Origin of the sequence: Streptomyces sp. NPDC000594 (assembly GCF_040299965.1) — a bacterium.
Classification (GTDB): Bacteria; Actinomycetota; Actinomycetes; order Streptomycetales; family Streptomycetaceae; genus Streptomyces.
Window position 1 is genome coordinate 152434 of record NZ_JBEPCY010000015.1, and the last position, 24395, is coordinate 176828.

Here is a 24395-nt window from a genome sequence, read left to right on the forward strand (position 1 = left end):
CCTCCGCCTCCGCCACGACCACGGCCGACCCGAGGCGATCCGGTACGGCCGGAGCGCACACCGGCGGCACCCACCGCGTACCCCCGGCCGACCCGGCACGGCACCGGCCCACGGACGGCCCCGCCGACACCCGGCACGACCCGTCCGGGGCCCCCGGGACCGACCCCACGCACCCCGACACCGCCGGAACACCCACCGGCGGCACGAAGCACGCGCCTCCGGCCGACCCCGAGCCAACCGGTACAGCGGGAACACGCACCGCCGGACCCCGCGACGGATCTCCGACCGGGACCGCCGACGCCCGGCACCCCAGCTCCGCCGCGACCTCAGCCGACCCGGCGCGCCTCGGGACGGACGGAACGCTCACCGGCAGTGGCCGCCACCAGCCCGGACCCGGGCCTGCGGAGCACGGGCCCATGAGCACCCGGCACCCAGCGTCCCCCGCACCCGGGACCGGGCCGACGCGCCCCGGCACGGGCGGAACACCCGCCCACCGGGGGCCGACACCCGGGCGTACCCCGGTCGGCGCCCCTCCTCAGGCACCCTCACCCGACCCTGCGGGGCACCGGCACATGGACGGCCCCACGCCCGTCGACGCCCCCGCGCGGACCGGCGTACGGATCGGCGTACAGCCCGGCGTACGGACCACGGTCACCGAAGGCCGTCCCCCCGTCGGCGCGAACGCGAGCACCCGGCGGGAGCGGATCGTCGGACGGGGCCCTCGGGGCGCGGTCGGGTGCGAGCCGGCCGGCGAAGGGGCCGGGGGCGAGCGGCAGGACTGGTGGCGGGCGCCTGTGAGCGGGCGGGGGAACGCCATCCACCCCGGCGCCTGGTGGCTGTGGGCGCTCGGGCTCGCCGTCGCCGCGTCGCGCACGACCAACCCGCTCCTGCTCGGTCTGCTCGTCGGCGTCGCCGGTCTCGTCGTCGCCGCCCGCCGTACCGACGCGCCCTGGGCCCGCTCGTACACCGCCTTCCTCAAGCTGGGGCTCGCGGTGATCGCGATCCGGGTCGTCTTCTCCGTACTCCTCGGCTCGCCGCTGCCCGGCACCCACACCCTGGTCACCCTGCCGGAGGTACCCCTCCCCGACTGGGCCCAGGGCATCCGGATCGGCGGCCGGGTCACCGCCGAACAGATCGTGTTCGCGCTCTACGACGGCGCCAAGCTCGCCGCGCTGCTCATCTGCGTCGGCTCGGCCAACGCCCTGGCCAGCCCCGCCCGGCTGCTGCGCTGTCTGCCCGGCGCGCTGTACGAGGCGGGCGTCGCCGTCGTCGTCGCGATGACCTTCGCCCCGCATCTGGTCGCCGATGTCGCCCGGCTCCGTACCGCCCGCCGGCTGCGCGGCCGGTCCCCCGGCGGGATCGGCGCGGTCGCCCGGATCGGGCTGCCGGTGCTGGAGAGCGCGCTGGAACGGTCCGTCGCGGTCGCCGCCGCCATGGACGCACGCGGCTACGGACGGACCGCCGCCGTACCCCCCGCCGTCCGCCGGCTGACGGCGGTCTGCACCCTCGGCGGGCTCATCGGCGTCTGCGCGGGCACCTACGCACTGCTGGCGGCCGAGGGCGCGGCCTACGGGATGCCCCTGCTGGCCGCCGGGCTCGCCGCCGCCCTGGCCGGGCTCTGGCTGGGCGGACGGCGTTCGCCCCGCACCCGCTACCGCCCCGACCGCTTCGGCCCGCGCTCCTGGCTGGTGGCGGGTTCCGGTACGGCGGTCGCCGCCCTGATGATCGCCGCCACCGGGTACGCCCCCGGCGCGCTGCACCCCTCGCTCGTCCCGCTGACCGCACCCGTACTGCCGCTGCTGCCCGCGCTCTCGGTCCTGATCGGGCTGGTCCCGGCGCTGGTCGCCCCCGTACCCGCCGATGCCCGCCCCACCACCCGTACGTCCGGAAAGACAGCCGCCGCTCCGGACGGAAAGGAGACCCGGTGATCCGCTTCGAGGATGTGTCGGTCCGCTACGCCCAGGACGGCCCCGCTCCGGCCGCCCCCGTCCTCAGCGGGCTCGACCTCACCGTGCCCGAGGGCGAACTCGTGCTGCTGGTCGGCCCCTCGGGCTCCGGCAAGTCGACCCTGCTGGGCACGGTCTCCGGGCTGGTCCCGCACTTCACCGGCGGCACCCTGCGCGGCCGGGTCACCGTCGACGGCCGGGACACCCGCACCCACCGGCCGCGCGATCTGGCCGATGTCGTCGGCACGGTCGGCCAGGACCCGATGGCCCACTTCGTCACCGATACCGTCGAGGACGAACTCGCCTACGGGATGGAGTCCCTGGGCATCCCGCCCGCCGTGATGCGCCGCCGGGTCGAGGAGACCCTCGATCTGCTGGGCCTGGCGGAGCTGCGCGAACGCCCGATCGCCACCCTCTCCGGCGGCCAGCGGCAGCGGGTCGCGATCGGCTCCGTGCTGACCCCGCACCCCCGGGTGCTGGTCCTGGACGAGCCGACCTCCGCCCTGGACCCCGGGGCCGCCGAGGATGTCCTCGCCGTACTGCAACGGCTCGTCCACGACCTCGGGACGACGGTGCTCCTGGCCGAGCACCGGCTGGAACGGGTGGTGCACTACGCGGACCGGGTGATCCTGCTGCCCGGCCGGGGCCTGCCCCCGGTCCTGGGCACCCCCGCCGAGGTGATGGCGGTGTCCCCGGTCCGGCCGCCCGTGGTCGACCTGGGCGCGCTCGCCGGCTGGGAGCCGCTGCCGCTGACCGTACGGGACGCCCGCCGCCGCGCCGCCGGGCTGCGCGACCGGCTCGCCGAGACCCCCGTACCCGTATCCACATCCGTCAAAGCCCCCGACGCCCCCGAGAAGGCCGACGCCCCCGCCGTCGTGGAGCGGCTCACCGTCCGCCGGGGCCGGATCGAGGCCCTGCGCGGCGTCGGACTCACCCTCTCCCCCGGCGAGATCGTCGCCCTCATGGGACGGAACGGCGCCGGGAAGTCGACCCTCCTCGCCACCCTGGTCGGACTGGTGGAGCCGGCCTCCGGCACCGTCCGCGTCGGCGGGGCCGAACCCCACCGCACCCGCGCGGCGGAGCTGATCCGCCGGGTGGGTCTGGTCCCCCAGGAACCCCGCGATCTGCTGTACGCGGAGACCGTGGCCGCCGAGTGCGCCGCCGCCGACGAGGACGCCGGGGCCGACCCCGGCACCTGCCGGGAGCTGGTGGGCACCCTGCTCCCCGGCATCGACGGCGCCACCCACCCCCGCGATCTCTCCGAGGGCCAGCGGCTGACGCTCGCGCTGGCGGTCGTGCTCACCGCCCGCCCGCCGCTGCTCCTCCTCGACGAGCCCACCCGGGGCCTGGACTACGCGGCGAAGGCGCGGCTCGTCACGGTGTTGCGCGGGCTCGCCGCCGAGGGACACACCATCGTGCTGGCCACCCATGATGTGGAGCTGGCGGCGGAGCTGGCCCACCGGGTGGTGATCCTCGCGGAGGGCGAGATCCTGGCCGACGGGCCCACCGCCGAGGTCGTGGTCTCCTCGCCCGCGTACGCGCCCCAGATCGCCAAGGTGCTGGCGCCGCTGCCCTGGCTCACGGTGGAGCAGGTCAGGAGCGCCCTGTGAGGACCCTCCGGGGCGCCGGACCCCGTACCCGTACCGCCCCCGACACTCCTGCCCAGAGCGCCGGACCCCGTTCCCGTACCGCCGACCGTCCCGTACGGCTCGGTCCCCGGGCCGCCGCCGCGCTCGCCCTGGTCAGCGCGATCGGGGTGGCCGCCTTCGGCTGGCCGCTCCTCGCCGACCCGGACTCCGGGGTCGCCGCGCACCACACGGACGCCCCCTGGCTCTTCGCCGCGCTGCTGCCGCTGCTGGTCGCCGTGGTGGTGGCGACGATCGCCGACTCCGGGATCGGCGCCAAGGCGGTGGCCATGCTGGGCGTCCTCGCGGCGGTCGGCGCCGCGCTGCGCCCGCTGGGCGCGGGCACCGCCGGTCTGGAGCCGATGTTCTTCCTGATGGTGCTGAGCGGCCGGGTCCTGGGACCGGGCTTCGGCTTTGTCCTCGGCTCGGTGACGATGTTCGCCTCCGCGCTGCTGACCGGCGGGGTCGGCCCCTGGATGCCGTTCCAGATGCTGGCCATGGGCTGGTTCACGCTGGGCGCGGGGCTGCTGCCGGGCCAGGAGCGGATCCGGGGCCGGGCCGAGCTGTGGATGCTCGGCGCGTACGGAACGGTGGCCTCCTTCGCCTATGGAACGGTCATGAACCTCCAGGGCTGGACCTATATCGGCGGCCTGTCCTCGGGCATCTCCTTCCAGCCGGGCGACCCGCTCGCCGAGAACCTGGTCCGCTTCCTGGCGTACTGCGTGGCCACCTCCCTCGGCTGGGACCTGGGCCGGGCGGTGATGACCCTGGTGCTCACGCTGACCCTGGGCACGGCGGTACTGCGGGCGCTGCGCCGGGCCACCCGCCGGGCGGACTTCGAGGCCCAGGTCACATTCGAGCCCCCGGCGGGGCCGGGGCCGGGTGAGGAGACCCACAGGGCCCCGGTGCGCCACTACCCGGGGCAGTAGATCCGAAGGCGCCCCCAGACCACCCCGTACCCCCGCGCCGACCTGCGGCGACGGCCTGTCAAGCGGCCGGGTCACAGAGCGCCGGGTCCGAGGCCGGCTAGTAAGCGGGGTCGTTGCGGCGGGGCCCGGCGGACCGCTACAACGGTCTGGTCGCCCGGTGCGGCGCGGCCCCCGCGGCCCGCTCGCCACCGTCCGGCGGCCGGAATCCCCCGTGGACGCCCCCGGGGTCCGGCCTGCTCCGGTGACGCCCCTGTCCCCGACGTTAGGTGTCCGCCTTGTCCCGCTCCATCCTCAGCCGTATCGCCCGTCCCCAGACCGCGCTGGTCGGCTCCGCTCTCGCGGTGACCTCGGCCGCCATGGTCCTCGGTGTGACCGCGCCCGCCGCCTCGGCCGCCCCCGCGGCGCCGACGGTCGCGTCCGCGCAGGCGGTGGCCAAGAAGGTGATCAAGGACGACGCGCAGTACCAGTGCTTCAACAAGATCGTGGACCATGAGAGCGACTGGAAGGTGACCGCCACCAACCCGTCGAGCGGTGCCTACGGTCTGGTGCAGGCCCTGCCGGCCGGCAAGATGGCCACCCATGGCTCGGACTGGCGCACCAACCCCGAGACCCAGATCAAGTGGGGCGTCGACTACATGAAGGACCGCTACGGCAGCCCGTGCGCCGCCTGGTCCGCCTGGCAGACCCAGGGCTGGTACTGATCCGGTCCCTGTTGATCCGGTCCCGTTGACCTGATCCTTCCGTACCGCACGGCCCACTGTGGGGCCGGGGCACCCGCCCCGGCCCCACAGCCGTGTCCGCACCCACCCGGGGAGCGGGCCGTCCTCAGAGCCGCTGAAGGATCGTGGCCGTCGCGAGACCGCCCCCCGCGCACATCGTCACCAGCGCGAACTCCCGGTCACGGCGTTCCAGCTCATGCAGGGCCGTGGTGATCAGCCGGGCCCCCGTCGCCCCCACGGGATGGCCCAGCGCGATGGCCCCGCCGTTGACGTTCACCTTCTCCAGGTCCTGGTCGAAGACCTGCGCCCAGCTGAGCACCACCGAGGCGAAGGCTTCGTTGATCTCCACCAGATCGATGTCCTTGAGGGACATCCCCGCCTTCCCCAGCACCGCCCGGGTCGCGTCGATCGGCCCGTCGAGATGGAACCGGGGATCGGAGCCCACCAGCGCCTGCGCCACCACCCGGGCGCGGGCGCGCAGCCGCAGGGCCCGCGCCATCCGTTTGGACGTCCACAGCAGGGCGGCGGCCCCGTCGGAGATCTGGGAGGAGTTCCCCGCCGTGTGCACGGCGGCGGGCATCACCGGCTTCAGCCCGGCCAGCGCCTCCATGCTGGTGTCGCGCAGCCCCTCGTCCCGGTCGACCAGACGCCACATGCCCTGGCCCGCCGCCTGCTCCTCCTCGGTGGTGGGGACCTGCACGGCGAAGGTCTCGCGCTTGAACCGCTCCTCCGCCCAGGCGGTGGCCGCGCGCTCCTGGGAGAGCAGACCGAGGGAGTCGACCCGCTCCCGGGTCAGCCCCCGGTGGCGGGCGATCCGCTCGGCGGCCTCGAACTGGTTGGGCAGATCGACGTTCCACTCGTCCGGGAAGGGCTTTCCGGGCCCGTGGCGGGTGGCGCTGCCCAGCGGCACCCGGGACATCGCCTCCAGACCGCAGCTCACCCCCACGTCGATGACGCCGGAGGAGATCATGTTCGCGACCATGTGGGCCGCCTGCTGCGAGGAGCCGCACTGGCAGTCGACGGTGGTCGCGGCGGTCTCGTACGGGAGCCCCATGGCGAGCCAGGCGGTGCGCGCCGGGTTCATGGACTGCTCCCCGGCGTGGGTGACCGTACCGCCGACGATCTGCTCGACGCAGTCGGGCTGGATCCCGGTGCGGCCCAGGAGTTCACGGTAGGTCTCGCCCAGGAGGTAGGCGGGGTGGAGGTTGGCCAGCGCCCCTCCACGCTTGCCGATGGGGGTGCGTACGGCTTCGACGATGACGGGTTCCGCGGCCATGACTCGTGAATCGTCCTCTCCTGACGGACCCGGCGTCCGGTCCTGGCGATGGAGGTCGTTCCGCGCACCACGCGAGAACTGGTACGCGTTCTCGTTCCCCTCCGCCAGTCTTATGAGAGTTACCCCGAGTACGCAAGGGTCGTGCACGTCCCTGGAACACCTATACGGGACGGTCAATCCCGTTGCGGGCCTTGCTAGTTGTAGAACTCGTTACTAGCTTTCCGCCAGCATCTGACGAGGCGTCGGCGGGATCGCAAGCGCGGCGCGGTGTCCCGGCGCCGACACCCGGCCAGGAGTTGCCGATGCGCTGCCCCCGTTCTCCCGGAGCGTCCGGACTTCCCGAGGGATTCGACTTCACCGACCCCGATCTGCTGAGCACCCGTGTGCCCCACCCCGAGTTCGCCCTCGCCCGGGAGACCGCCCCGGTCTGCTGGATCCCGCAGCGGCGCGGCGTCTCGGGCTTCGACGACGAGGGGTACTGGGCGGTGACCCGCCATGCCGACGTCAAGCACGTCTCCACCCACCCGGAGCTGTTCTCCTCGTACCGCAACACCGCCGTGATCCGGTTCACTGAGTCGATCCAGCGCGACCAGATCGATGTCCAGCGGCTGATCATGCTCAATATGGACCCGCCGGAGCACACCCGGGTGCGCCAGATCGTGCAGCGGGGGTTCACCCCCCGGGCGGTCGCGTCGCTGGAGTCGGCGCTGCGGGAGCGCGCCCGCGCCATCGTGGACGGCGCGGTGGCCCGTTCCCGTACGGGCGACTCCTTCGACTTCGTCAGCGCGGTCTCGGTGGAGCTGCCGCTCCAGTCCATCGCCGAGCTGATCGGCGTACCGCAGGAGGAGCGGGCGCGGATCTTCGAGTGGTCCAACACGATGGCCTCGTACGACGACCCCGAGTTCGCGATCACCGAGGAGGCGGGGCTGGAGGCGACGATGGAGTTCCTGGCGTACTCCATGAACCTCGCCGCCGCCCGGAAGGAGTGTCCCGCCGACGACATCGTCACCCGGCTGGTGGCGGCGGAGGGCGCGGGCAATCTCTCCTCGGACGAGTTCGGCTTCTTCGTCATCCTGCTGGCGGTGGCCGGGAACGAGACCACGCGCAACGCGATCACCCACGGGATGCACGCCTTTCTCACCCATCCCGGCCAGTGGGAGCGGTACCGGGCGGAGCGCCCGCCCACGGCGGCGGACGAGATCGTGCGCTGGGCCTCCCCCATCGTCTCCTTCCAGCGGACGGCGACGGAGGATCTGGTGCTGGGCGGGGCGGAGATCGCCCAGGGGGACCGGGTGGGGCTCTTCTACTCCTCGGCCAACAACGACCGGGAGGTCTTCGGGAACCCTGAGGTCTTCGACATCGGCCGGGACCCCAATCCCCATCTGGGGTTCGGCGGCGGCGGTCCGCACTTCTGTCTGGGGAAGTCCCTGGCGCTGATGGAGATCGAGCTGATGTTCGAGGCCCTCGCGGACGCCCTGCCGGATCTGCGGCTGGCGGCCGAGCCCCGGCGGCTCCGCTCGGCCTGGCTCAACGGGGTGAAGGAGCTGCGCGTGACGACGGGGCGGTAGGGACGACGACGGGGGTACGGGTGCCCGGGGTACGGGCACCCGTACCCCCGTCGGCGGAGGTGGGGCGGGGCGGGACTACTGCGCCGGGACGGGCGCCTCTTCCTGGGGCTCGCCCGGGTCCTTGGCGGCGGACTCCCGGGATACGGACTTCCGGGCCGCCGGGACCAGTACCGGAACGGGGACCTCCGCCCCCTTGCCCGTACCTTCCATGTCCTCCTTCTCCGGCTCCTCCGCACCCGGCGGGAGGAGCCGGCGGCGCCCCGACAGGAGATAGGTGAGCGCGAAGCCGGCGGCCACGACCACGGCGCCGCCCAGGGCGTCGAGGATCCAGTGGTTGGCGGTACCGACGATCACCGCGAGGGTGATCAGCGGATGGATCAGGCCGAGCGCCTTCATCCACATCTTCGGCGCCAGCATCACGATCACCACACCGCACCAGAGCGACCAGCCGAAGTGCAGCGAGGGCATCGCCGCGTACTGGTTGGTGACCGCCGTCATCGCCCCGAACTCGGGGTTGGCCAGGTCCTGGGTCTTGTGGACGGTGTCGACGAAGCCCATGCCCGGCATGAGCCTCGGCGGCGCCAGCGGATAGAGCCAGAAGCCGACCAGCGCCAGCACCGTGGCGAAGGCGAGCGCCGCACGGGCCCAGCGGTAGTCCCCCGGGCGGCGGACATAGAGCAGACCCAGGATGATCAGCGGAATGGGGAAGTGGAACGACGTGTAGTAGAAGTTGAAGAACTCCTCCAGCCAGCCGATCCCGACGACCCACTGGTTGAACCAGTGCTCGATGTCGATGCCGATGGCCTGCTCGATGGAGTTGATCTGACGGCCGTGGGCGCGGGCCTCCTCGACCCCGGCGGTGGCCGCGAGCCGGATCTGGGAGTAGATCGAGTAGCCGACCCGGATGGCGATCAGTTCCAGCAGCAGATTCGGCCGGCTGACCACCCGCCGCCAGAAGGGCAGCAGCGGCACCCGGCTCCAGCGCGACGGCGCGGGAGTGACGTACTCGGTGGGGATCGGCCGGTGGAACTGGGGCGAGGTGCGGCTCAGGAAGGGCACCGCGCACGCCGCCGCCACCGCCATCAGCAGCACCGCGTTCTCCCGGACCGGCAGGGTGACCGGCATGTTCGGCAGCAGCATCTTGCTGGGCAGGGTGACCACGGCCACCGTCAGGAACGGCCAGAGCATCCGGTCCCGCTGCCGCTTGCCGACCCGGCCGACCACCGCGAGCAGCACCCACAGGGCCTGGTGCTGCCAGGTGGTGGGCGACACCGCGACCGCGACACAGCCGGTCAGCGCGACGGCGAGCAGCAGCTGGCCGTCGTCGGCGTAGCGGATCGCCCGGCGCAGACCCAGCCAGGCGATCCCGGCGGCGAGCAGCAGATAGAGCGCGATCTCCAGCGGCCCCTCCAGGCCGAAGCGGAGCAGCATGCCGTGGAGGGACTGGTTGGCGACCCCGTCGGGGTGGGTGCCGAGCCCGGCGCCCGCGACATGGTCGATCCAGTACGCCCAGGAGTCCCGGGGCAGCGCGGCCCAGGCGAGGGCGGAGCAGGCGGCGAAGGTGGCCACGCTGCTCGCGGCGGCCCGGCGGCGGCCGGTGAACCAGAGCAGCGGGGCGAAGAGCAGCACGGCGGGCTGGAGGGCCGCGCCGACACCGATCAGCACCCCGGAGGTGCGTTCGCCCCGGGCGGCGAAGGCGCCGAGGAGGACGAGAAGGACCGGGATGATGCTGGTCTGCCCGAGGTGGAAGCTGTTCCGTACGGGCAGCGAGAGCATCAGCAGACTGATGGCGAGCGGGGCGGCCAGCAGCTGGGTGCGGCGGGAGACCGGTCCGGGCAGGGCGCGGGCGATCAGCACCCCGATCCCCGCGACCAGCAGCAGGGTGCCGAGGGTCCAGCCGACCCCGAGGGCCTGCTCGGCCGAGCGGGTCAGGGGTCTGAGCACCAGCCCCGCGAAGGGGGTCCCGGTGAAGGGGTCGGTTTCGTAGAGCGAGCCCTTGACCCGGAGGACCCCGTTCTCGCCGAGCCAGGTCTCCAGATCGATGAACCGTTCGCCGGGCGGCTGTCTGAGAACCACCGTCGTCTGCCGTATGGCGAGGACAGCGGCCACGAGCCACAGCGCGATCCTCGCCATGCCCATCCTCGTGTCCGTCGTCGCACTCCCGCGCACGCTGTGCTCCGCGTTCGCCACGTCGCGCCGCGCCTCCCCTACGTTTCGTCCGGTCGGTCCTGTCTGGTCCCGCTCTGTGTCACCAGAGCGTCGCACTGCCCGGTCACAGAGACTCGGGCAGCCCCCTCTTTGCCTGACCCAAGGGGGTGCGAGGGGTCGTTGGACCTGTGAAATCGCGGTCTCCGGGACGGACCCGGGAACCCCTCGCTGACATAAGTTTGACGTATGAGCGAGCGGAGTCAGCAGCCCCACCAGCCCGGCCGGTCCGACGAGCCCTGGGAGGAGGTGGACCGGTATGTCACAGATCTCCTCGCCCCGGACGACGAGGCGCTGTCCGCGGCGCTCGCCGCCGGGGAGGAAGCGGGGCTCCCGCCGATCGGTGTCGCGGGGAATCAGGGGAAGCTCCTGTATCTGCTGACCCGGATGGTGGGAGCCCGCTCGGTGCTGGAGATCGGCACTCTCGCGGGTTACAGCACGATCTGGCTGGCGCGGGCGCTGCCGGAGGGCGGGCGGCTGATCTCCCTGGAGTACGCCCCGGCCCACGCCGAGGTCGCCCGCGCGAATCTGGCCCGCGCGGGCCTGGACACGGTGGCGGAGGTCCGGACCGGTCCGGCCCTGGACACCCTCCCCCTCCTGGCGGCGGAGCCCGGCGCGGGCCCCTTCGACCTCTTCTTCATCGACGCGGACAAGGTCAACAACCCACGCTATGTCGAGTGGGCGCTCAAGCTCTCCCGCCCCGGCAGTGTGATCGTCGTCGACAACGTGATCCGCCGGGGCGCGGTCCTGAACAAGCACGGTGACCCCTCGGTGCGGGGTACGCGCGAGATGTTCGACCTGGTCTCCCGCGAGCCCCGCCTGGAGGCGACGGCGGTCCAGACGGTGGGGTCGAAGGGGTACGACGGCTTCCTCCTCGCCCGCGTCCGCTCTTGACCCGGTCGAACGATCGCCCGAGCTGATCGCCCCGGACGGAAGCCAAGACTCAGCCCCTCCGGCGTTTGAGGAGCGGGGTTCGGGGCTGGCCCCGACAGGTGCCTTGATCCCAGCCTCGCCGGCGATTGAGGCGCGGGGGCTTCGGGGGCCGGCCCCCGACGTCCGCCCGAGGTGACTCGGGGCTGGGGTCCGTCCTCAAACTCCCCCAGACTTCGTCCGGGGGGACCCCCATCGGGCTGGATTTGTGCGGGCAGCCCTTGCCACAAGGGGCGGCGGCGAGGTGACTCGCAAGTGCGGGGGCGGGGGCCTCCGGGCTCACCTCCTCGGGGCCGGCGAACCGGGAAGAGGGTTCAGTTCAAGGGAGTCGTACGCCGGTCCCCTGCGGAGGCGACCCTGCACCCCCCGACCTCGTGCCACGAGGAACGGGCCCGGGGGTGCGGGCAGTCCGCGACGGGGAGAGGTCAGAGAAGGTCCGGCTCGGGCGTGGACGGGCCCCGGCCGCCCGTGCGGGGCGAGCGGCCGGGGCCCTGGTGCTCCCGGGAACCCCAGGGCGTACGGGGTGCGTCCGAGAGCGGGGCCCGCCCAGGGCAGGGGTTCGGGCGGGCCGTTCTGGAACCGCCCTCCGCGGCACTGGTGAGAGGAACACCGCTGAACCTGCCGGTGCCACGGAGGACGGAGCTATCAGATCCGCTCGGCCACGCAGATCGCGTGCAGACCGACGGACAGCGACCACACGGCCAGCAGGGCCACCGTGCGGGCTATGGACCCTGCGCTTCGCCGCTCTCGCACGCATGCGCCTTTCTGACCGTGTCGTGGAACGGACCGAATCGCTCACGCAGGCGGTGGTCCTGCCGTATCCGCAGGCGGAGAGTCCGCAACAGCAGGCTGTCCTCGGTCGGCTCAGGCAACGGTGGGGGCAGCTGACTCACAGATCACCTCCCGATAGGGATGCCCGGTTCAGCCGCCCGGGTCCTCCGGCCGGCTCAGGTCCAGCCTCGCGGCGGCCCTGTGGTCGTGGCGGCGGGCTATCAGCACCTGCCGCGAACTGGTAGGCCAACCGCTTCTCCCTGCAGCCGGGGCACTGGCACGGCGGCCATACGGAAGTCGCCAAGACGGGTGGCGGCTTCGCCTTGTCCGTCCGGTACGTCTCCTGAACGGTGAAGGTCCTGCCGCCGTCCCGGGAGACCCTGATCGTCATGCTCATTCCGCCCGCTCCCTTCCCATGGAGCGGTTCACGTGCGGGTGGCACGGCCAACAGCGGGCCCGCCCGGGAGGAGGCGTCGAACCACCGTCTGTGCCTCCGTCGCCACGTTCCGTTCCGGTGTGACGTAAAGCATCGGAGCAGCGGAATGACTTCTCCACGACTTACGGCCGACACCTGAGGACGCGCCACTGCCGCTGAAGTCGCTGGGAGGACTTCGACCGGACTCCTCGCCGTGAAGCCCTGGAACACCCCATCACCGGGGTCCCGGTTGGTGATACTCCAAGAGGACTTCGTCACGCCCCGGGAGAGTCGGCATGACCGAAAATCAGGAAGAAACACTCCTGCGCGCACTCGCACGAACAGGGCGCGTCGAGTCGCACGCCCTGTTCCTCCCGAGGTACGAGCAGACAGCGCGCCGATTAGGACAGCTGAACGGGGACCCCAGACTCAGCCGCGAGACGGTTGGGGCGCGGCAGTGGACCCGTTGGCTCGGAGGCGGCGTCACCCCGCAGCCTTACGCCTGCCTGATCCTGGAAGAGATCTTCGGACAACCCGTGGACCGGCTCATGGCTCCGGCGGGCGCGGCGAAGGCAAGGACGGAGTCCCCCCTCTCGACAGCGCGGCACCCACACATAACGGAAGAAGATCTGATCATGACCGCAAACGACGCCGCCGCACATGCCGGCGACGCCGCTTCCACGTTCCTGACCCCCGAGACAATCGAACTGCTGCGCAGCCGGCTCCAGAGCCTGGCACGCAATTACCATCGGAAGCCCGCTGCCGAAATCTTCGTCACGGCCAGGAACGTCCGCGACACCATCGAACGCCGGATGCCCCTCACACACCGTCCGAGCCAGACCTCCGAGCTATTTTCCTTGCCGGGCAGTCGTGCGCGCTTCTGGCCTCCGCAGCCTTCGACCTGGGATCTCAGGACGCTGCTGAGACCCTCACCAGGGCCGCTCTCGCCTACGCCCGGCCCATCGACCATGCCCCGCTGCTCGCATGGTGCGGAGGGAACCTCGCACTGCTGGCCTACTGGGACGGTCGGCCGGCCGAGGCTCTGGAGCACGTCACATCCGCTCAGGCGCTCGCCAGGTCCGGGACGGCGAAGCTCAGGCTTCACAGCATCGCCGCCCGCGCATACGGGCACCTCGGCAGGCCCGAGCACGTCCGATACGAACTCGAAGCGGCAGCACAGGTCGACAGGGACGTCCTGGATGACCATCACGACGGGGTGGGCGGCGAGTTCGGGTTCTCCCTGGAGCGTGCCGCCATGTCGGCCGGAACCTCCTGACTCCTGGTCGGGAACGGCACCGAAGCCGCCATCGCTTCCTCGCGCGCGCTCGATCTGCTGCGATCCAGGCCCGGGGAGCACTGTTCGATCAAAGTCGAGATGGAAGCCACCGCAGATCTCGCGCTCGCCCGGCTCCTGGACGACGATCTGGAGTCCGCAGCAACGACTCTGGGCCCGGTGTTCGAGTTGCCACCCGAGAAGCGGGTGGACGGACTCCTGTCCCGCCTTCAGGGTGTGCGCAGGCAACTCACGGTCCCCGCGCTGCACAGACACCGTGAGGCTACGGCGCTGGGGCGTCGGCTCGAAGACTTCGGGCGGGACTCCGCCAGGTCCACCCTGCCCGGAAGCCCGCGCTACGAAATCGGCACCTGACGGGCATCCCACGCAGCGAGCAGAGCGGCTTCCTTCTCTTCGGTCAGACCATGCCGGGCTGCCCGCTCATGGTCGACAGCAGTCTCCCCGGAGCTCAGCCACGACCAGGTATCGGTGACGGTTTCCGACAGCGGCCGACACGCAAAGCCCGCCTCATGGGCGCGCACGCCGGACACGGCCCACGTCCCCGGGTATGTCCTCCACAACGGCAGCTCGGTCCACTGCTTCGCCCCGTGGTCGAGCAGGAAGCCGCCGTCCACCCACTCCAGGGCCGCGTCGGAACCGGTGACCCCGATGCATGCTCTGAGGAAGTGTTCCATCGTCGCGTGATTCTTCGGGGCGGTCAGATTGAACACCTCGGCCTTCCGGGCGGCCACCGCGCGGTCGCACGCGAACGTCGCCACGTCGCGCGCGTCCACCGGGGCAATGAGCTGGTACGGATCACCGGGAGCCAGGACGCGCCCACCGCGCTCTACGCGCTTCAGCCACCAGGGGAGTCGGCCGACGTACTCCTCGGGCCCCAGGATCACGCCTGGGCGCAGGACGGTGAGAAGGTCCCCGAGATTCGTCAGGGCCGCCTTCTCGGCATGGGCTTTGTCCAGGCCGTAGGCCACGTTCACATCACTCGGAACATCCGGCATCGGCCCGGCATCGGACAGGGTCGGAAGCTCCTCGGTGAGAGGCAGCAGCGGCCAACCCGCGTACACGGAGACCGTGGATACATAGACGTACCGGCTCGTCGCCAAGGCGAGCGTCCGCGTCGCGCGGTCCACTACATCCGCTGACATACCGGACGTGTCGATGATCGCATCCCAGGGACCGAGGCCGGCCAGATGGGAGAGGTCCGCCTGACGCGTCCGGTCTCCTTGGACTGCGTGCACGCCCTCCGGGTTCCTGCCGGTCTTGCCGCGATTGAACACGGTCACCGACCAGCCCCGCCGCAGGGCGTCAGCCGCGACGGCTCGACCGAGGAAGTGGGAGCCACCCATCACCAGAACGGAAGTCGTCATGAAGCACACGCTACGGGCTGACCGTCATGTGCCGTACAGCTCAGAAGTATTCCGTCACCGGAACTCACCACAGCGCCGCCGCTGTTGAGGGCCTACCATCACATGCAGACGGAAGCGCCGTCGCAAGCCCAGTCCGTAACCATGATCGAGCAGGTACGAAGGGCATCTTGTGATGACTGAATCCCTCAAATGGACAAAGTCCTCGTACAGCGGCGGCGGTGGCCAGTGTGTCGAGTGGGCACCCGCCCACGCCTCCACCACCGGCACCGTCCCGGTACGTGACAGCAAGCGCCTCACCGGCCCCGTGCTGATGCTCTCCACCGACGCCTTCGCCGGCCTCGTCACCCTCGCCCGTACCGCCGACGTGTAGCAGCCACAAGAACAGCCCCGCCCCCTCCATGGCACAAGGGGAGCGGGGCTGTCCGCTGCGGTCAGGCCCCCGGAGGAGCCTCCTCCAGCGGAGGCGGCGCGGGAACCACGGCGGGGGTCATCATGTCGTTGCGCTCCAGCTGGATCGGGGGCAGCGCAACGCTCCGCACCAGCAGTCCGGGGAAGTCCTGGAAGAGGCTCAGCGCTTCCACAATGGCCCCGTTCAGGCTGTCGGATTCAAAGATGCAGCTGAACTTTGCCCAGCCGGGACCCTCGACCAGGCTCATGCGCCCGTCGTTGAAGCTGTCCAGCCCATCCAGGGTGTCCGACTGCTCCGGAGTCAAAGGCTCCTGAAGATGCAGAGTGAAACTCCAGTCACGCATGGCCACGGTGGCTCCTGGTGAACTCATCGATCTTGGTCGCCTCGTCTCCTTGACTCTTGGGGGTAGAGACCACACGATGCTTCGCGTCACAGGGGCAGCAAAGCACCCACCCCCACCGATGACGGTTCTTGTCGTGGGTCACCTTGAGCCCTGCCGCCTCCGCCCGCTTGAGGGCAGCCTCCACGTCCTTCTTCTGGTGCCGGTCACCGAGTCCCATGCCACCACGTACTAACGCCCCGGCGACAGCACCGGCGGCCGAACCGAAGGCCAGTCGCCCGAACGAGCGATACCCCGGACACCCCCGGCCACCCCGGCCGGAAACCGGGCCCTCCCGGTCCGCCGCGCCCCGGGAGGAGTACGGTCGGGATCACCTCAAGACATAAGGATGTGCCGTGGCCAGTGTGGTGAAGATCAATGTCCTGACCGTCCCCGCCGAGCAGCGCGAAGTGCTGGAGAAGCGCTTCGCGTCCCGCGCCGGGATGGTGGAGAACGCGGACGGGTTCGAGTGGTTCGAGCTGCTGCGCCCGCTGGAGGGCACCGACCAGTACCTGGTCTACACCCGCTGGCGCAGCGAGGCCGACTTCGAGGCCTGGATGGCGACCTCCATGCGCGGGGCCCACGCCCCGCAGGGCGGTGGCCAGGGCGGCCCGGGTGGACAGGGCGGTGGCGAGCAGCCGAAGCCCGCCGCGACCGGGTCCACCCTGTGGTCGTTCGAGGTCGTCCAGTCGGCCTCCCCCAAGAGCTGAAGCCCCGGGCGCCCGGCGCGGGAAAAGGGTCCCTCAGGGGGCCCGGTGGTCGCGGGCCGGGCGCTGGCCGTTCGGGCGCTCCTGGTCCGAGCCGCACAGCTCCGCGTTCAGCTCCTCCACCAGCTGGACCAGATCGGTGGGCCGGTCCGGCCCCCACCAGTCCCCCAGCAGCTCCGCCAGTGACTCCTCGCGCGCCTTGGCCAGCCGTACCGCCGCACTCAGCCCGTCCTCGGTGAGCAGCAGCTGGACCCCTTCCCGGCGGACCAGGGCCCGTTCCTCCAGCTGGCGGGAGGCGTCGGTGATGGCCCGCAGCGGTACGGGGGTGGTGTCGGCGAGGAGTCCTGGTTCCACGGTCCCGTTGCGGCGGATCCGCAGCAGCAGCCACCCCGCCGCCGGGAGCATGTCCCCGTACCCCGCCCTGGCGGTGATCTTCTCGTACACCTCCCGCCGTCCCTCGCGTGAGCCCAGGACGGAGAGCGCCCGTGCGCACTCCTCCCGCGACGAGCGTTCCACGGGGTTGCTGGCAAGGGTCTGGGTGGGGTCGGGCGCGGTGACCGAGCCGCGCAGCGGGTCCTCCTTGAGGAACCACGCCACCACGAAGGCGAGCAGCACCACCGGGACCGCGTAGAGGAAGACCTGGGTGATCGCCTCCGAGAAGGCGTGCTTCACCGGCATCCGCAGCGCGGCGGGGAGGCTCGCGATGGCCTTGGGGTCGGCGGCGATGGCCGCCGAGGCGCCCGGCGGGACCGGCCGGCCGGCGAGGACCGCGTCGAGTCTGCTGTGCAGGCCGTTGGTGAAGACGGTGCCGAAGATGGCGACCCCGAACGCGGCGCCGATCGAGCGGAAGAAGGTCGCGCCGGAGGTGGCGACGCCCAGATCCTCGTACCGCACCGCGTTCTGCACCACCAGGACCAGTACCTGCATGACCAGCCCGAGCCCGGTGCCGAAGACGAAGAGGCAGACGCTCATCTGCCAGGTGGTGCTGAACTCGGTGAGCCGGTGCAGCATCAGGAGTCCGATGGCGGTGATCCCGGTGCCGAGGACGGGAAAGACCTTCCAGCGGCCGGTGCGGCTGACGAGCTGCCCGGAGACGGTGGAGGCGAGCAGCAGCCCGACGACCATCGGCAGCATGTGCACCCCGGAGAGGGTGGGGCTGATGTCATGGACGACCTGGAGGAAGGTCGGCAGATAGGTCATCGCGCCGAACATCGCGAAGCCGACGATAAAGCTGATCAGCGCGACCAGGGTGAAGGTGCGGATCCGGAAGAGCCGCAGGGGCAGTACGGGTTCGGCGGCCCGCATCTCCACCGGGATGAAGATCGCCAGCAGCACCGCGCCCAGCAGGGCGAGGCCGATGATCTCGGGCGAGTCCCAGGCCCAGGTGGTGCCGCCGAGGGAGGCGACCAGCACCAGACAGGTGGCGACGGCGGCGATCAGGAAGGTGCCGAGGTAGTCGATGCGGTGCGGGGTGGAGCGGACGGGGATATGCAGCACGGCGGCGATGACGACCAGTGCGACCGCCCCGATGGGCAGATTGATGTAGAAGACCCAGCGCCAGCTGAGATTGTCGGTGAAGAAGCCGCCGAGCAGCGGTCCGAGGATGCTGGACGCGCCGAAGACCCCGCCGAAGAGTCCCTGGTACTTGCCGCGCTCCCGGGGGGACACGATGTCCCCGACGATCGCCATGGAGAGCACCATCAGCCCGCCGCCGCCGAGCCCCTGGAGCGCGCGGAAGCCGATGAGCTGGGGCATGTTCTGGGCGATGCCGCAGAGGGCGGAGCCGATGAGGAAGATGACGACGGCGGTCTGGAAGAGCTTCTTGCGTCCGTACTGGTCGCCGAGTTTGCCCCAGAGCGGGGTGGCGGCGGTCGAGGCGAGCAGATAGGCGGTGACCACCCAGGAGAGGTGTTCGAGTCCGCCGAGGTCGCTGACGATGGTGGGCAGGGCGGTGGAGACGATCGTCTGGTCGAGCGCGGCCAGCAGCATGCCGAGCAGCAGCGCGCCGATGGAGACCATGACGGCCCGGGGGCTGCTGCCCTCGCCGGGGACCGGGCCGGCCGTGGTGCCGGTCGCTTGCTCCGCCATGCGCCTCTCCTCGGTACGCGGCCCCGGGTCCGCGTGCTCTCCATCCTGGGCGGTCCGGGTCCATCCGGCCTGTGGAGAGGGCCGGGGGTGTACGGAGCGGGGGATGTACGGGTCAGGGGCTGTACGGGGATGAGGGTGTACGGGTACGGGGGTGTACGGGTACGGGGGTGCGGGAGTCCGGAGGTGCGGGAGTCCGGGGGCCCGGGGGCAGGGCTGATCGGTACGGACGGCCGTCGCCCGGGTACGGCGGGGCCGTCCGGGCTGGCGCCCCGGCGGGTTCATTTTGTATCGTTGCGAAACAAAGGGTGCCCCGTCCGCACTCCCTGACCGGTGGACGGGGCATCCTCCATGAGTGGAGCCCGCCCCCGGAAGTACGGAGCGCAGCCATGCCGAAGACCACCACCCTGCCCCAGGCGAACACCGTCACCCTCACCGCCCGCGCGCTGCTCCTGGACATGGACGGCACCCTCGTGGACTCGGACGCGGTGGTGGAGCGGCTCTGGCGGGAGTGGGCGGTCGAGCACGGCATCGACCCCGACGCCGCGCTCCGGGTGGTCCACGGCCGTCAGGGGTACGCGACGATGGCGGAGCTGCTGCCGGAGCGCCCGATGGAGCTGAACCACGCCGACAACGCCGTGATGCTGGCCCGCGAGACGGCCGACGTGGACGGGGTGGTCCGGATACCCGGCGCGGACGCCTTCCTGGCGGCCATCGCCTCGGTGCCGCACGCGCTGGTGACCTCGGCCGACGAGAAGCTGGCCCAGGCCCGGATGGGCGCGGCCGGGCTGCCGGTCCCCGTCCTGCGGATCACGGCGGAGTCGGTGGCGGCGAGCAAGCCGGACCCGGAGGGCTTCCTCAAGGGCGCCGCCGGGCTGGGCTTCGACCCGGCCGACTGTGTGGCCTTCGAGGACTCCGGGGCGGGGCTCGCGGCGGCCCGGGCGGCCGGCATGCGCACGGTGGGCATCGGCCCGCGCGCGGCGGCGTTCGCCCCCGATCTGCACGTCGCGGACCTGACCGAGCTGACGGTGACGATCACCCCGGAGGGGCTGATCGAGCTGGGCACCACCGGCTGAGACCCCCGTAACACCATCGGCCCGGCCCCGTACCAGGGGCCGGGCCGATGTGCTTTACGGGGCCGGGGCCGGGACCGGCGGCGGTACACGGGGCCGGGGCGGGCCGATGGCCCCACGGCCGGATCCGGCGGCGTTACGGGCGGGTCAGCCGGTGATCGCCTCGTACAGGCTGAAGCCCGCCAGCGCGAACATCAGTCCCGCCGCGACCTTGGTGATCAGCTTCAGCGGTACGTACTTCATCAGCGTCCGGCCACCGAGGATCCCGATCCCCGCCACGGCCCACAGCGCCAGCACCGCGCCGAGTCCCACCGAAACCGGGTCGTCGTAGCGGGCGGCCAGATTCGCGGTCATGATCTGCGTCAGATCACCGAACTCCGCCACCAGGATCAGCATGAACCCGGCGCCGGAGACCTTCCAGAACGACTGGTCGGCCGGGGCCTTGATGTTCTCGCCGTCGTCGTCGTGCTTGCGCAGCAGCAGCACCAGCGCGCCCGCGAGGAAGAGCACGCCCACCACCGCCTGGACCAGCCGCTGCGGCAGCAGGGTCAGGACGCTGCCCGCCGCGATGGCCAGCGCCACATGGACCGCGAAGGCGGCGGCGACACCGGCGAAGACATAGGACGCCCGGTAGCGGGTGCCCAGCATCAGACCGGCGAGCGCGGTCTTGTCGGGGAGTTCGGCGAGAAAGACGACGCCGAAGGTGATCGCCAGGACGGTAAAGCTGATCACGTGTGGATTCCTCAATCGGTCGGGCTGTCCGCACCGAGAGACCTGCCACGAAAAAGGGGTCGCTTCGGCACGGCAGCGTCGATGGACACTGCGGCCGAAGGTCTCGCTGGCGACCGGGACCGGGGCGGGCCGTGACCGTGATCCCTCGCGGGATCGGACGTCACGGATCGGGATCCGGACCGGGGGCCGCCTCCGGGCGCCGGCCGGGCCCAGGGGCCCAGCAGTATGTCGACGGTCCGGCGAAGAGCTACTCCCCTTCTGCTCGAACCAGGGTACGCCACCGGACCGGGCCGGGTCAGGAGGACGTACCGGAGGGCCTCCCCGGCCGGGTCACCAGGGCACGAAACACCAGGTCAGGAGGGCTCGTCGCGGTGCAGCCGCCCCCGCGCGACCAGCTCCAGGGTCACCGAGACCGCCACCGCCTGCACCGCCATCAGCGCGACCAGGACGAACAGCTGCACCGCCCCCGCGAGCAGCGGTGAGGCCCCGCCGAGGAGCATGCCGACAAACGCGCCCGGCAGGGTGACCAGACCCACGGTCCTGGTCTGATCCAACCCCGGAAGCAGCGCGTCCGCCGCCGAGGGGCGGGCGACCTCCAGCCGGGCGTCCCGGTCGAGCAGCCCGAGGGCCATCCCCGCCTCCACCTCGCCATGGCGGGTGCGCAGCTCGTCCAGGGACCGCCGCCCGGCGAGCACGGTGGCGGTGAGCGCCCCGCCGATGAGGATCCCGGTGACGGGGATCAGCGCGATGCCCTCGACGGGGACGACCCCGGTCAGCAGCAGCGCCGCCACCACGGGGAAGACCCCGGCGGCGATGGGCACCCCGGCCCACCACCAGCTCCCGTTCGGGGTGATCCGGCGCCCGGCCGTCCAGACCGCCACCGCGTACATCAGCAGGACGAAGGCGAGCAGCAGCGGGAGGTGGCGGATCACCCAGCCGATGACCAGCGAGACCGCGCCGAGCTGGACCGCCGCGCGGACGCCCGCGATCAGGATCTCCCGGCCCCGTCCGAGATGGGCGAAGGCGGCGACACCCGCCGCCGCCAACAGCAGAACGGCCAGCACGATCCCGAATGCCACATCCACGGTCAGGAGCACCCGGCAACCCTACGCCGCGCACGCGATGGGGCCCATGCCCTCGAACGGTCACGCGATGGTGTCGTTTCATCAGAACACTTGATCTGACGTGTCCATGACGCCACGCTGACCGTGGCATGACATTCGGTCAGCCGCCCCCCACCCCAGAGGAGTTGCCGTGCCGGGTCTCTACGCGCGTCACAGCCGTCGCACCCACCACGGAGTCGCCGCCCCGGGCTCCCCCCGCCGCGCCGCCGTTCTGCTCTCCGCCGCCACCCTCGCCGCCACCGGTCTGCTGGCCACCGCCCCCGCCGCCCAGGCGGCCCCGCCCACCCCGGTCGACGCCGCCACCGCCCGCGCCTATCTCGCCCGGCTCACCACCACCCCCGAGGGCTCCTCCAGCGGCTACAGCCGGGACCGGTTCCCGCACTGGAGCGCCCAGTACGGCACCTGCAACACCCGTGAGGTCGTCCTGAAGCGGGACGGTGTGGGCGTCGTCCAGAACGCCAGCTGCGCGGCGGTGAGCGGAAGGTGGTACTCCGAGTTCGACGGGGCCACCTGGACCGCCGCCTCCGATGTGGACATCGACCATATGGTCCCGCTCGCCGAGGCCTGGCGCTCCGGGGCCAACAGCTGGACCACCGCCCAGCGGCAGGGGTTCGCCAATGACCTCGCCCGCCCGCAGCTGATCGCCGTCACCGACAACGTCAATCAGGCCAAGGGCGACAAGGACCCGGCGGAATGGCTGCCTCCGCGTACCGCCTATGTCTGTACGTACGCCCGGATGTGGGTGCAGGTGAAGCACCACTACGGGCTGACGGTGGACACCGCCGAGAAGAACGCCCTCCAGGGCGTGCTCAACGGCTGCTGATCCGCCACCGGGACGCGCCGGGACGCGCCGGGACGCCCGGGACACCCGGGACGCATCACGCGGTGATCCCGGGCGGCCCGGCTCCCACTCCCGCCCCGGCTCCGGAGGGATTCGGCCGGGTTTCGTCGGGCGGGGATGAGATTCGGATGAGAAACCCCTCCAAGAGGGTTTGTTGAACTTGCAAGTAATGCTGAGGGCTTCCTAACGTGGGCACCCGGTCCCTGTCCCCCACATACACAGGAGTCCCCCCATGACCGACAACTCTCGCCTGCCCGAGCGGCTCGACCAGGCGCAGCCCTATGCCATCGGCCTCTTCCGCATCGTGATCGGCCTGCTCTTCCTCTGCCACGGCGCCGCCTCCCTCTTCGGCGTCCTCGGCGGCGCGGCGGGCGGTGGCGGCACCGTCGAGACCGGCAGCTGGCCGGGCTGGTACGCGGCGGTGATCCAGCTCGTCGCCGGCGGTCTGGTGATGCTGGGCGTCGGCACCCGGAGCGCCGCGTTCATAGCGTCGGGCTCGATGGCGTACGCCTACTTCGTGGAGCACCAGCCGGAGGCGCTGTTCCCGCTGGAGAACTTCGGCGAGGCGTCCGCCCTCTTCTGCTGGACCTTCCTGCTGCTGGTCTTCACCGGTCCGGGCGCCTTCGCGCTCGACCGTTTCCTCACCCCGCGCAGAGAGGCCTCCCGCGAGAACCGGACCAAGATCCCGGCCTGACCCGTATCCCGTACGACTCCCGTACAGCCGAGTGCCCGGTCCCGAGAGGGGCCGGGCACTCGGCTGTGTACGGCTTCCCCGCAGGACCCGGGCCATGCGCTCCGGCGGAGCGTGTGCCCCCGCTTAAGCGATCCTTTGGCGGATGACGTGATGATCACAACATCGGCTGTCCTCAGGTGATCGATGGAGGGCTCCCGGCGTACGCTGTACAGCTGATACCGCCGCCACACCGACCGTTTCCACTCGTGGCGCCAGAGCCACGAAAACGGGGAGACACAAGGTGCTGGAGAGTCTGGGGTCGCTGACCAGCAGCCCCTGGATCTATGCGGTGGTGGCCCTCTCCGTCCTGCTCGATGTGTTCCTGCCGGTGCTGCCGAGCGGAGTACTGGTGATCGCGGCGGCGACCGCGGCGGCGGCCGGTTCGACGGCGGCGGCCACCAAGGTCGCGGGCGCGGCGGAGCAGGTGCCCCAGAACGTACCGTCGCTGCTGATCCTGATCCTGTGCGCGGCGACCGCCTCCGTGGTCGGCGATCTCGTCGCCTATCGGCTGGCCCGGCGCGGTGGTGACCGCTTCGACCGGGCCCTGGCCCGTTCCCGCAGGCTCACCCGGGCCCAGGAGCGCCTCGGCGCCACCCTCAGCCGGGGCGGCGGCGGGGCCCTGGTGGTCATCGCCCGGTTCGCCCCGGCGGGCCGGTCCGTGGTCTCCCTGAGCGCCGGCGCGGCCCACCGTACGGTCCGGGAGTTCCTGCCGTGGTCGGCCCTGGCCGGTGTGGTCTGGGCCGGGTACAGCGTGGGCCTCGGCTACTTCGGCGGCCAGTGGCTGGGCGCCGGCTGGGTCGGTGCCGGGGTGTCGGTGCTGGCGCTGTTCGCGGCGGGCGCGCTGGCCGCGTATGTCATGAAGCGGCGCCCGGTCCCCGCGGCCGACGCCGAGCCCGTCACGGGCCGCCCCGCCGCCGGGGCCACCGTGCCCGCGCCCGCGGGACCTCCCGCGCCCGCCTGCGCGGAGATCTGACCGAACCGGTCCACGGGCCCGGCGGGAGCGGGGCTCAGCTCTGCGCGGCTGCCCGCGCGGACGCCTGGTGAGAGCCTCGTACCTCCAGATGTTCGAGGAGGGTACGGGTCGCCTCGGCCACCTCGTCCACGGCCCGGTCGAACACCTCACGGTTGTGCGCGGCGGGTGCGTGGAAGCCGGAGACCTTGCGGACGTACTGGAGCGCGGCGGCCCGGATGTCGTCCTCGGTGGCCTCTTCGGGGAGCGCGGGCGGGCGGAGGGTCTTGATGCTGCGGCACATGGTTCCAGTCTGCCTCC

The 24395-nt window shown here is 71.8% G+C and carries 22 protein-coding genes; 13 read left to right on the plus strand and 9 right to left on the minus strand.

All coding sequences use genetic code 11. The annotated features are described in order from the left end of the window. Positions 1-572 precede the first annotated feature (572 nt). The 4 genes from ABT354_RS21750 to ABT354_RS21765 all read left to right on the plus strand — a co-directional run bounded on the left by ABT354_RS21750 (position 573) and on the right by ABT354_RS21765 (position 5201). Positions 573-1928: an energy-coupling factor transporter transmembrane component T family protein gene (locus tag ABT354_RS21750; protein WP_351496231.1), complete on the plus strand. Its 1356-nt coding sequence runs from the start codon at positions 573-575 to the stop codon at positions 1926-1928. Continuing rightward, positions 1925-3556: an ABC transporter ATP-binding protein gene (locus tag ABT354_RS21755; protein ID WP_351496233.1), complete on the plus strand. Its 1632-nt coding sequence runs from the start codon at positions 1925-1927 to the stop codon at positions 3554-3556. The genes ABT354_RS21750 and ABT354_RS21755 overlap by 4 nt, the downstream gene beginning before the upstream one ends. A 128-nt stretch (positions 3557-3684) precedes the next feature. Next, positions 3685-4500, plus strand: a complete 816-nt coding sequence (locus ABT354_RS21760) for an ECF transporter S component (protein ID WP_351496319.1) — start codon at positions 3685-3687, stop codon at positions 4498-4500. 275 nt (positions 4501-4775) lie between these two features. Then, positions 4776-5201, plus strand: coding sequence for an aggregation-promoting factor C-terminal-like domain-containing protein (locus ABT354_RS21765; protein WP_351496235.1), 426 nt, complete (start codon positions 4776-4778; stop codon positions 5199-5201). Between the two features lie 124 nt (positions 5202-5325). Here the strand turns inward: ABT354_RS21765 and ABT354_RS21770 are convergent, their stop codons facing one another. Beyond that, positions 5326-6495, minus strand: coding sequence for a steroid 3-ketoacyl-CoA thiolase (locus ABT354_RS21770; protein WP_351496237.1), 1170 nt, complete (start codon positions 6493-6495; stop codon positions 5326-5328). Between the two features lie 302 nt (positions 6496-6797). On the opposite strand from ABT354_RS21770, the gene ABT354_RS21775 reads away from it, so the two are divergent. Beyond that, positions 6798-8063 carry a cytochrome P450 gene (locus ABT354_RS21775; RefSeq protein ID WP_351496239.1) on the plus strand — a complete coding sequence of 422 codons (1266 nt, stop codon included), beginning with the start codon at positions 6798-6800 and terminating at the stop codon, positions 8061-8063. Between the two features lie 75 nt (positions 8064-8138). Here ABT354_RS21775 and ABT354_RS21780 read toward each other — a convergent pair whose 3' ends face one another. Beyond that, positions 8139-10196 carry a bifunctional glycosyltransferase 87/phosphatase PAP2 family protein gene (locus ABT354_RS21780; RefSeq protein ID WP_351496241.1) on the minus strand — a complete coding sequence of 686 codons (2058 nt, stop codon included), beginning with the start codon at positions 10194-10196 and terminating at the stop codon, positions 8139-8141. Positions 10197-10457: 261 nt separating this feature from the next. On the opposite strand from ABT354_RS21780, the gene ABT354_RS21785 reads away from it, so the two are divergent. Next, a complete protein-coding gene (locus tag ABT354_RS21785; protein ID WP_351496243.1) occupies positions 10458-11162 on the plus strand; it encodes an O-methyltransferase in 705 nt (234 codons plus the stop codon). Between the two features lie 2597 nt (positions 11163-13759). Continuing rightward, entirely contained in the window at positions 13760-14032 is a 273-nt protein-coding gene (locus ABT354_RS21790; RefSeq protein WP_351496245.1) for a hypothetical protein, read from the plus strand. On the opposite strand, the gene ABT354_RS21795 is transcribed toward ABT354_RS21790, so the two are convergent. After that, complete coding sequence (locus ABT354_RS21795; protein ID WP_351496247.1) at positions 14014-15042, minus strand: NAD-dependent epimerase/dehydratase family protein; 1029 nt, start codon at positions 15040-15042, stop codon at positions 14014-14016. The genes ABT354_RS21790 and ABT354_RS21795 overlap by 19 nt on opposite strands. A gap of 172 nt (positions 15043-15214) precedes the next feature. Between ABT354_RS21795 and ABT354_RS21800 the strand changes: the two genes are divergently transcribed. Then, positions 15215-15412, plus strand: coding sequence for a DUF397 domain-containing protein (locus tag ABT354_RS21800; RefSeq protein ID WP_351496249.1), 198 nt, complete (start codon positions 15215-15217; stop codon positions 15410-15412). A 61-nt stretch (positions 15413-15473) separates the two neighbouring features. Here ABT354_RS21800 and ABT354_RS21805 read toward each other — a convergent pair whose 3' ends face one another. Together ABT354_RS21805 and ABT354_RS21810 are read right to left on the minus strand one after the other, a co-directional pair. After that, the gene (locus ABT354_RS21805; protein ID WP_351496321.1) at positions 15474-15794 is read right to left on the minus strand and encodes a hypothetical protein; all 321 of its coding nucleotides are present in this window, start codon (positions 15792-15794) and stop codon (positions 15474-15476) included. Beyond that, positions 15787-16011 carry a hypothetical protein gene (locus ABT354_RS21810; RefSeq protein WP_351496251.1) on the minus strand — a complete coding sequence of 75 codons (225 nt, stop codon included), beginning with the start codon at positions 16009-16011 and terminating at the stop codon, positions 15787-15789. The genes ABT354_RS21805 and ABT354_RS21810 overlap by 8 nt, the downstream gene beginning before the upstream one ends. A 175-nt stretch (positions 16012-16186) precedes the next feature. Between ABT354_RS21810 and ABT354_RS21815 the strand changes: the two genes are divergently transcribed. Next, positions 16187-16540, plus strand: a complete 354-nt coding sequence (locus ABT354_RS21815; protein WP_351496253.1) for an antibiotic biosynthesis monooxygenase family protein — start codon at positions 16187-16189, stop codon at positions 16538-16540. 33 nt (positions 16541-16573) lie between these two features. On the opposite strand, the gene ABT354_RS21820 is transcribed toward ABT354_RS21815, so the two are convergent. Then, positions 16574-18625: an MDR family MFS transporter gene (locus ABT354_RS21820; RefSeq protein ID WP_351496255.1), complete on the minus strand. Its 2052-nt coding sequence runs from the start codon at positions 18623-18625 to the stop codon at positions 16574-16576. A 386-nt stretch (positions 18626-19011) separates the two neighbouring features. Between ABT354_RS21820 and ABT354_RS21825 the strand changes: the two genes are divergently transcribed. Beyond that, a complete protein-coding gene (locus ABT354_RS21825; RefSeq protein WP_351496257.1) occupies positions 19012-19698 on the plus strand; it encodes an HAD-IA family hydrolase in 687 nt (228 codons plus the stop codon). A gap of 144 nt (positions 19699-19842) precedes the next feature. On the opposite strand, the gene ABT354_RS21830 is transcribed toward ABT354_RS21825, so the two are convergent. Both ABT354_RS21830 and ABT354_RS21835 read right to left on the minus strand, forming a co-directional pair. Next, positions 19843-20427 (minus strand): TMEM165/GDT1 family protein, encoded by a 585-nt coding sequence (locus ABT354_RS21830; protein WP_351496259.1) that lies wholly within the window; start codon positions 20425-20427, stop codon positions 19843-19845. Between the two features lie 353 nt (positions 20428-20780). Beyond that, positions 20781-21524, minus strand: coding sequence for an ABC transporter permease (locus tag ABT354_RS21835; protein ID WP_351496261.1), 744 nt, complete (start codon positions 21522-21524; stop codon positions 20781-20783). Between the two features lie 157 nt (positions 21525-21681). Between ABT354_RS21835 and ABT354_RS21840 the strand changes: the two genes are divergently transcribed. From ABT354_RS21840 to ABT354_RS21850, 3 genes are all read left to right on the plus strand, one after another. Beyond that, complete coding sequence (locus ABT354_RS21840; RefSeq protein WP_502983465.1) at positions 21682-22374, plus strand: HNH endonuclease family protein; 693 nt, start codon at positions 21682-21684, stop codon at positions 22372-22374. 250 nt (positions 22375-22624) lie between these two features. Continuing rightward, positions 22625-23086, plus strand: a complete 462-nt coding sequence (locus tag ABT354_RS21845) for a DoxX family protein (RefSeq protein WP_351496263.1) — start codon at positions 22625-22627, stop codon at positions 23084-23086. A 280-nt stretch (positions 23087-23366) separates the two neighbouring features. Next, positions 23367-24098 carry a DedA family protein gene (locus ABT354_RS21850; RefSeq protein ID WP_351496265.1) on the plus strand — a complete coding sequence of 244 codons (732 nt, stop codon included), beginning with the start codon at positions 23367-23369 and terminating at the stop codon, positions 24096-24098. A gap of 34 nt (positions 24099-24132) precedes the next feature. On the opposite strand, the gene ABT354_RS21855 is transcribed toward ABT354_RS21850, so the two are convergent. Next, positions 24133-24378, minus strand: coding sequence for a DUF2277 domain-containing protein (locus tag ABT354_RS21855; RefSeq protein ID WP_351496267.1), 246 nt, complete (start codon positions 24376-24378; stop codon positions 24133-24135). Positions 24379-24395 lie beyond the last annotated feature (17 nt).

Coding starts and splice junctions, on each gene's coding strand:
- ABT354_RS21750 (WP_351496231.1), top strand. CDS start 573: ATGGACGGCCCCACGCCCGTCGACGCCCCCGCGCGGACCGGCGTACGG.
- ABT354_RS21770 (WP_351496237.1), bottom strand. CDS start 6,495: ATGGCCGCGGAACCCGTCATCGTCGAAGCCGTACGCACCCCCATCGGC.
- ABT354_RS21775 (WP_351496239.1), top strand. CDS start 6,798: ATGCGCTGCCCCCGTTCTCCCGGAGCGTCCGGACTTCCCGAGGGATTC.
- ABT354_RS21780 (WP_351496241.1), bottom strand. CDS start 10,196: ATGGCGAGGATCGCGCTGTGGCTCGTGGCCGCTGTCCTCGCCATACGG.
- ABT354_RS21785 (WP_351496243.1), top strand. CDS start 10,458: ATGAGCGAGCGGAGTCAGCAGCCCCACCAGCCCGGCCGGTCCGACGAG.
- ABT354_RS21790 (WP_351496245.1), top strand. CDS start 13,760: ATGGAAGCCACCGCAGATCTCGCGCTCGCCCGGCTCCTGGACGACGAT.
- ABT354_RS21795 (WP_351496247.1), bottom strand. CDS start 15,042: ATGACGACTTCCGTTCTGGTGATGGGTGGCTCCCACTTCCTCGGTCGA.
- ABT354_RS21800 (WP_351496249.1), top strand. CDS start 15,215: ATGACTGAATCCCTCAAATGGACAAAGTCCTCGTACAGCGGCGGCGGT.
- ABT354_RS21805 (WP_351496321.1), bottom strand. CDS start 15,794: ATGCGTGACTGGAGTTTCACTCTGCATCTTCAGGAGCCTTTGACTCCG.
- ABT354_RS21810 (WP_351496251.1), bottom strand. CDS start 16,011: ATGGGACTCGGTGACCGGCACCAGAAGAAGGACGTGGAGGCTGCCCTC.
- ABT354_RS21820 (WP_351496255.1), bottom strand. CDS start 18,625: ATGGCGGAGCAAGCGACCGGCACCACGGCCGGCCCGGTCCCCGGCGAG.
- ABT354_RS21825 (WP_351496257.1), top strand. CDS start 19,012: ATGCCGAAGACCACCACCCTGCCCCAGGCGAACACCGTCACCCTCACC.
- ABT354_RS21845 (WP_351496263.1), top strand. CDS start 22,625: ATGACCGACAACTCTCGCCTGCCCGAGCGGCTCGACCAGGCGCAGCCC.
- ABT354_RS21855 (WP_351496267.1), bottom strand. CDS start 24,378: ATGTGCCGCAGCATCAAGACCCTCCGCCCGCCCGCGCTCCCCGAAGAG.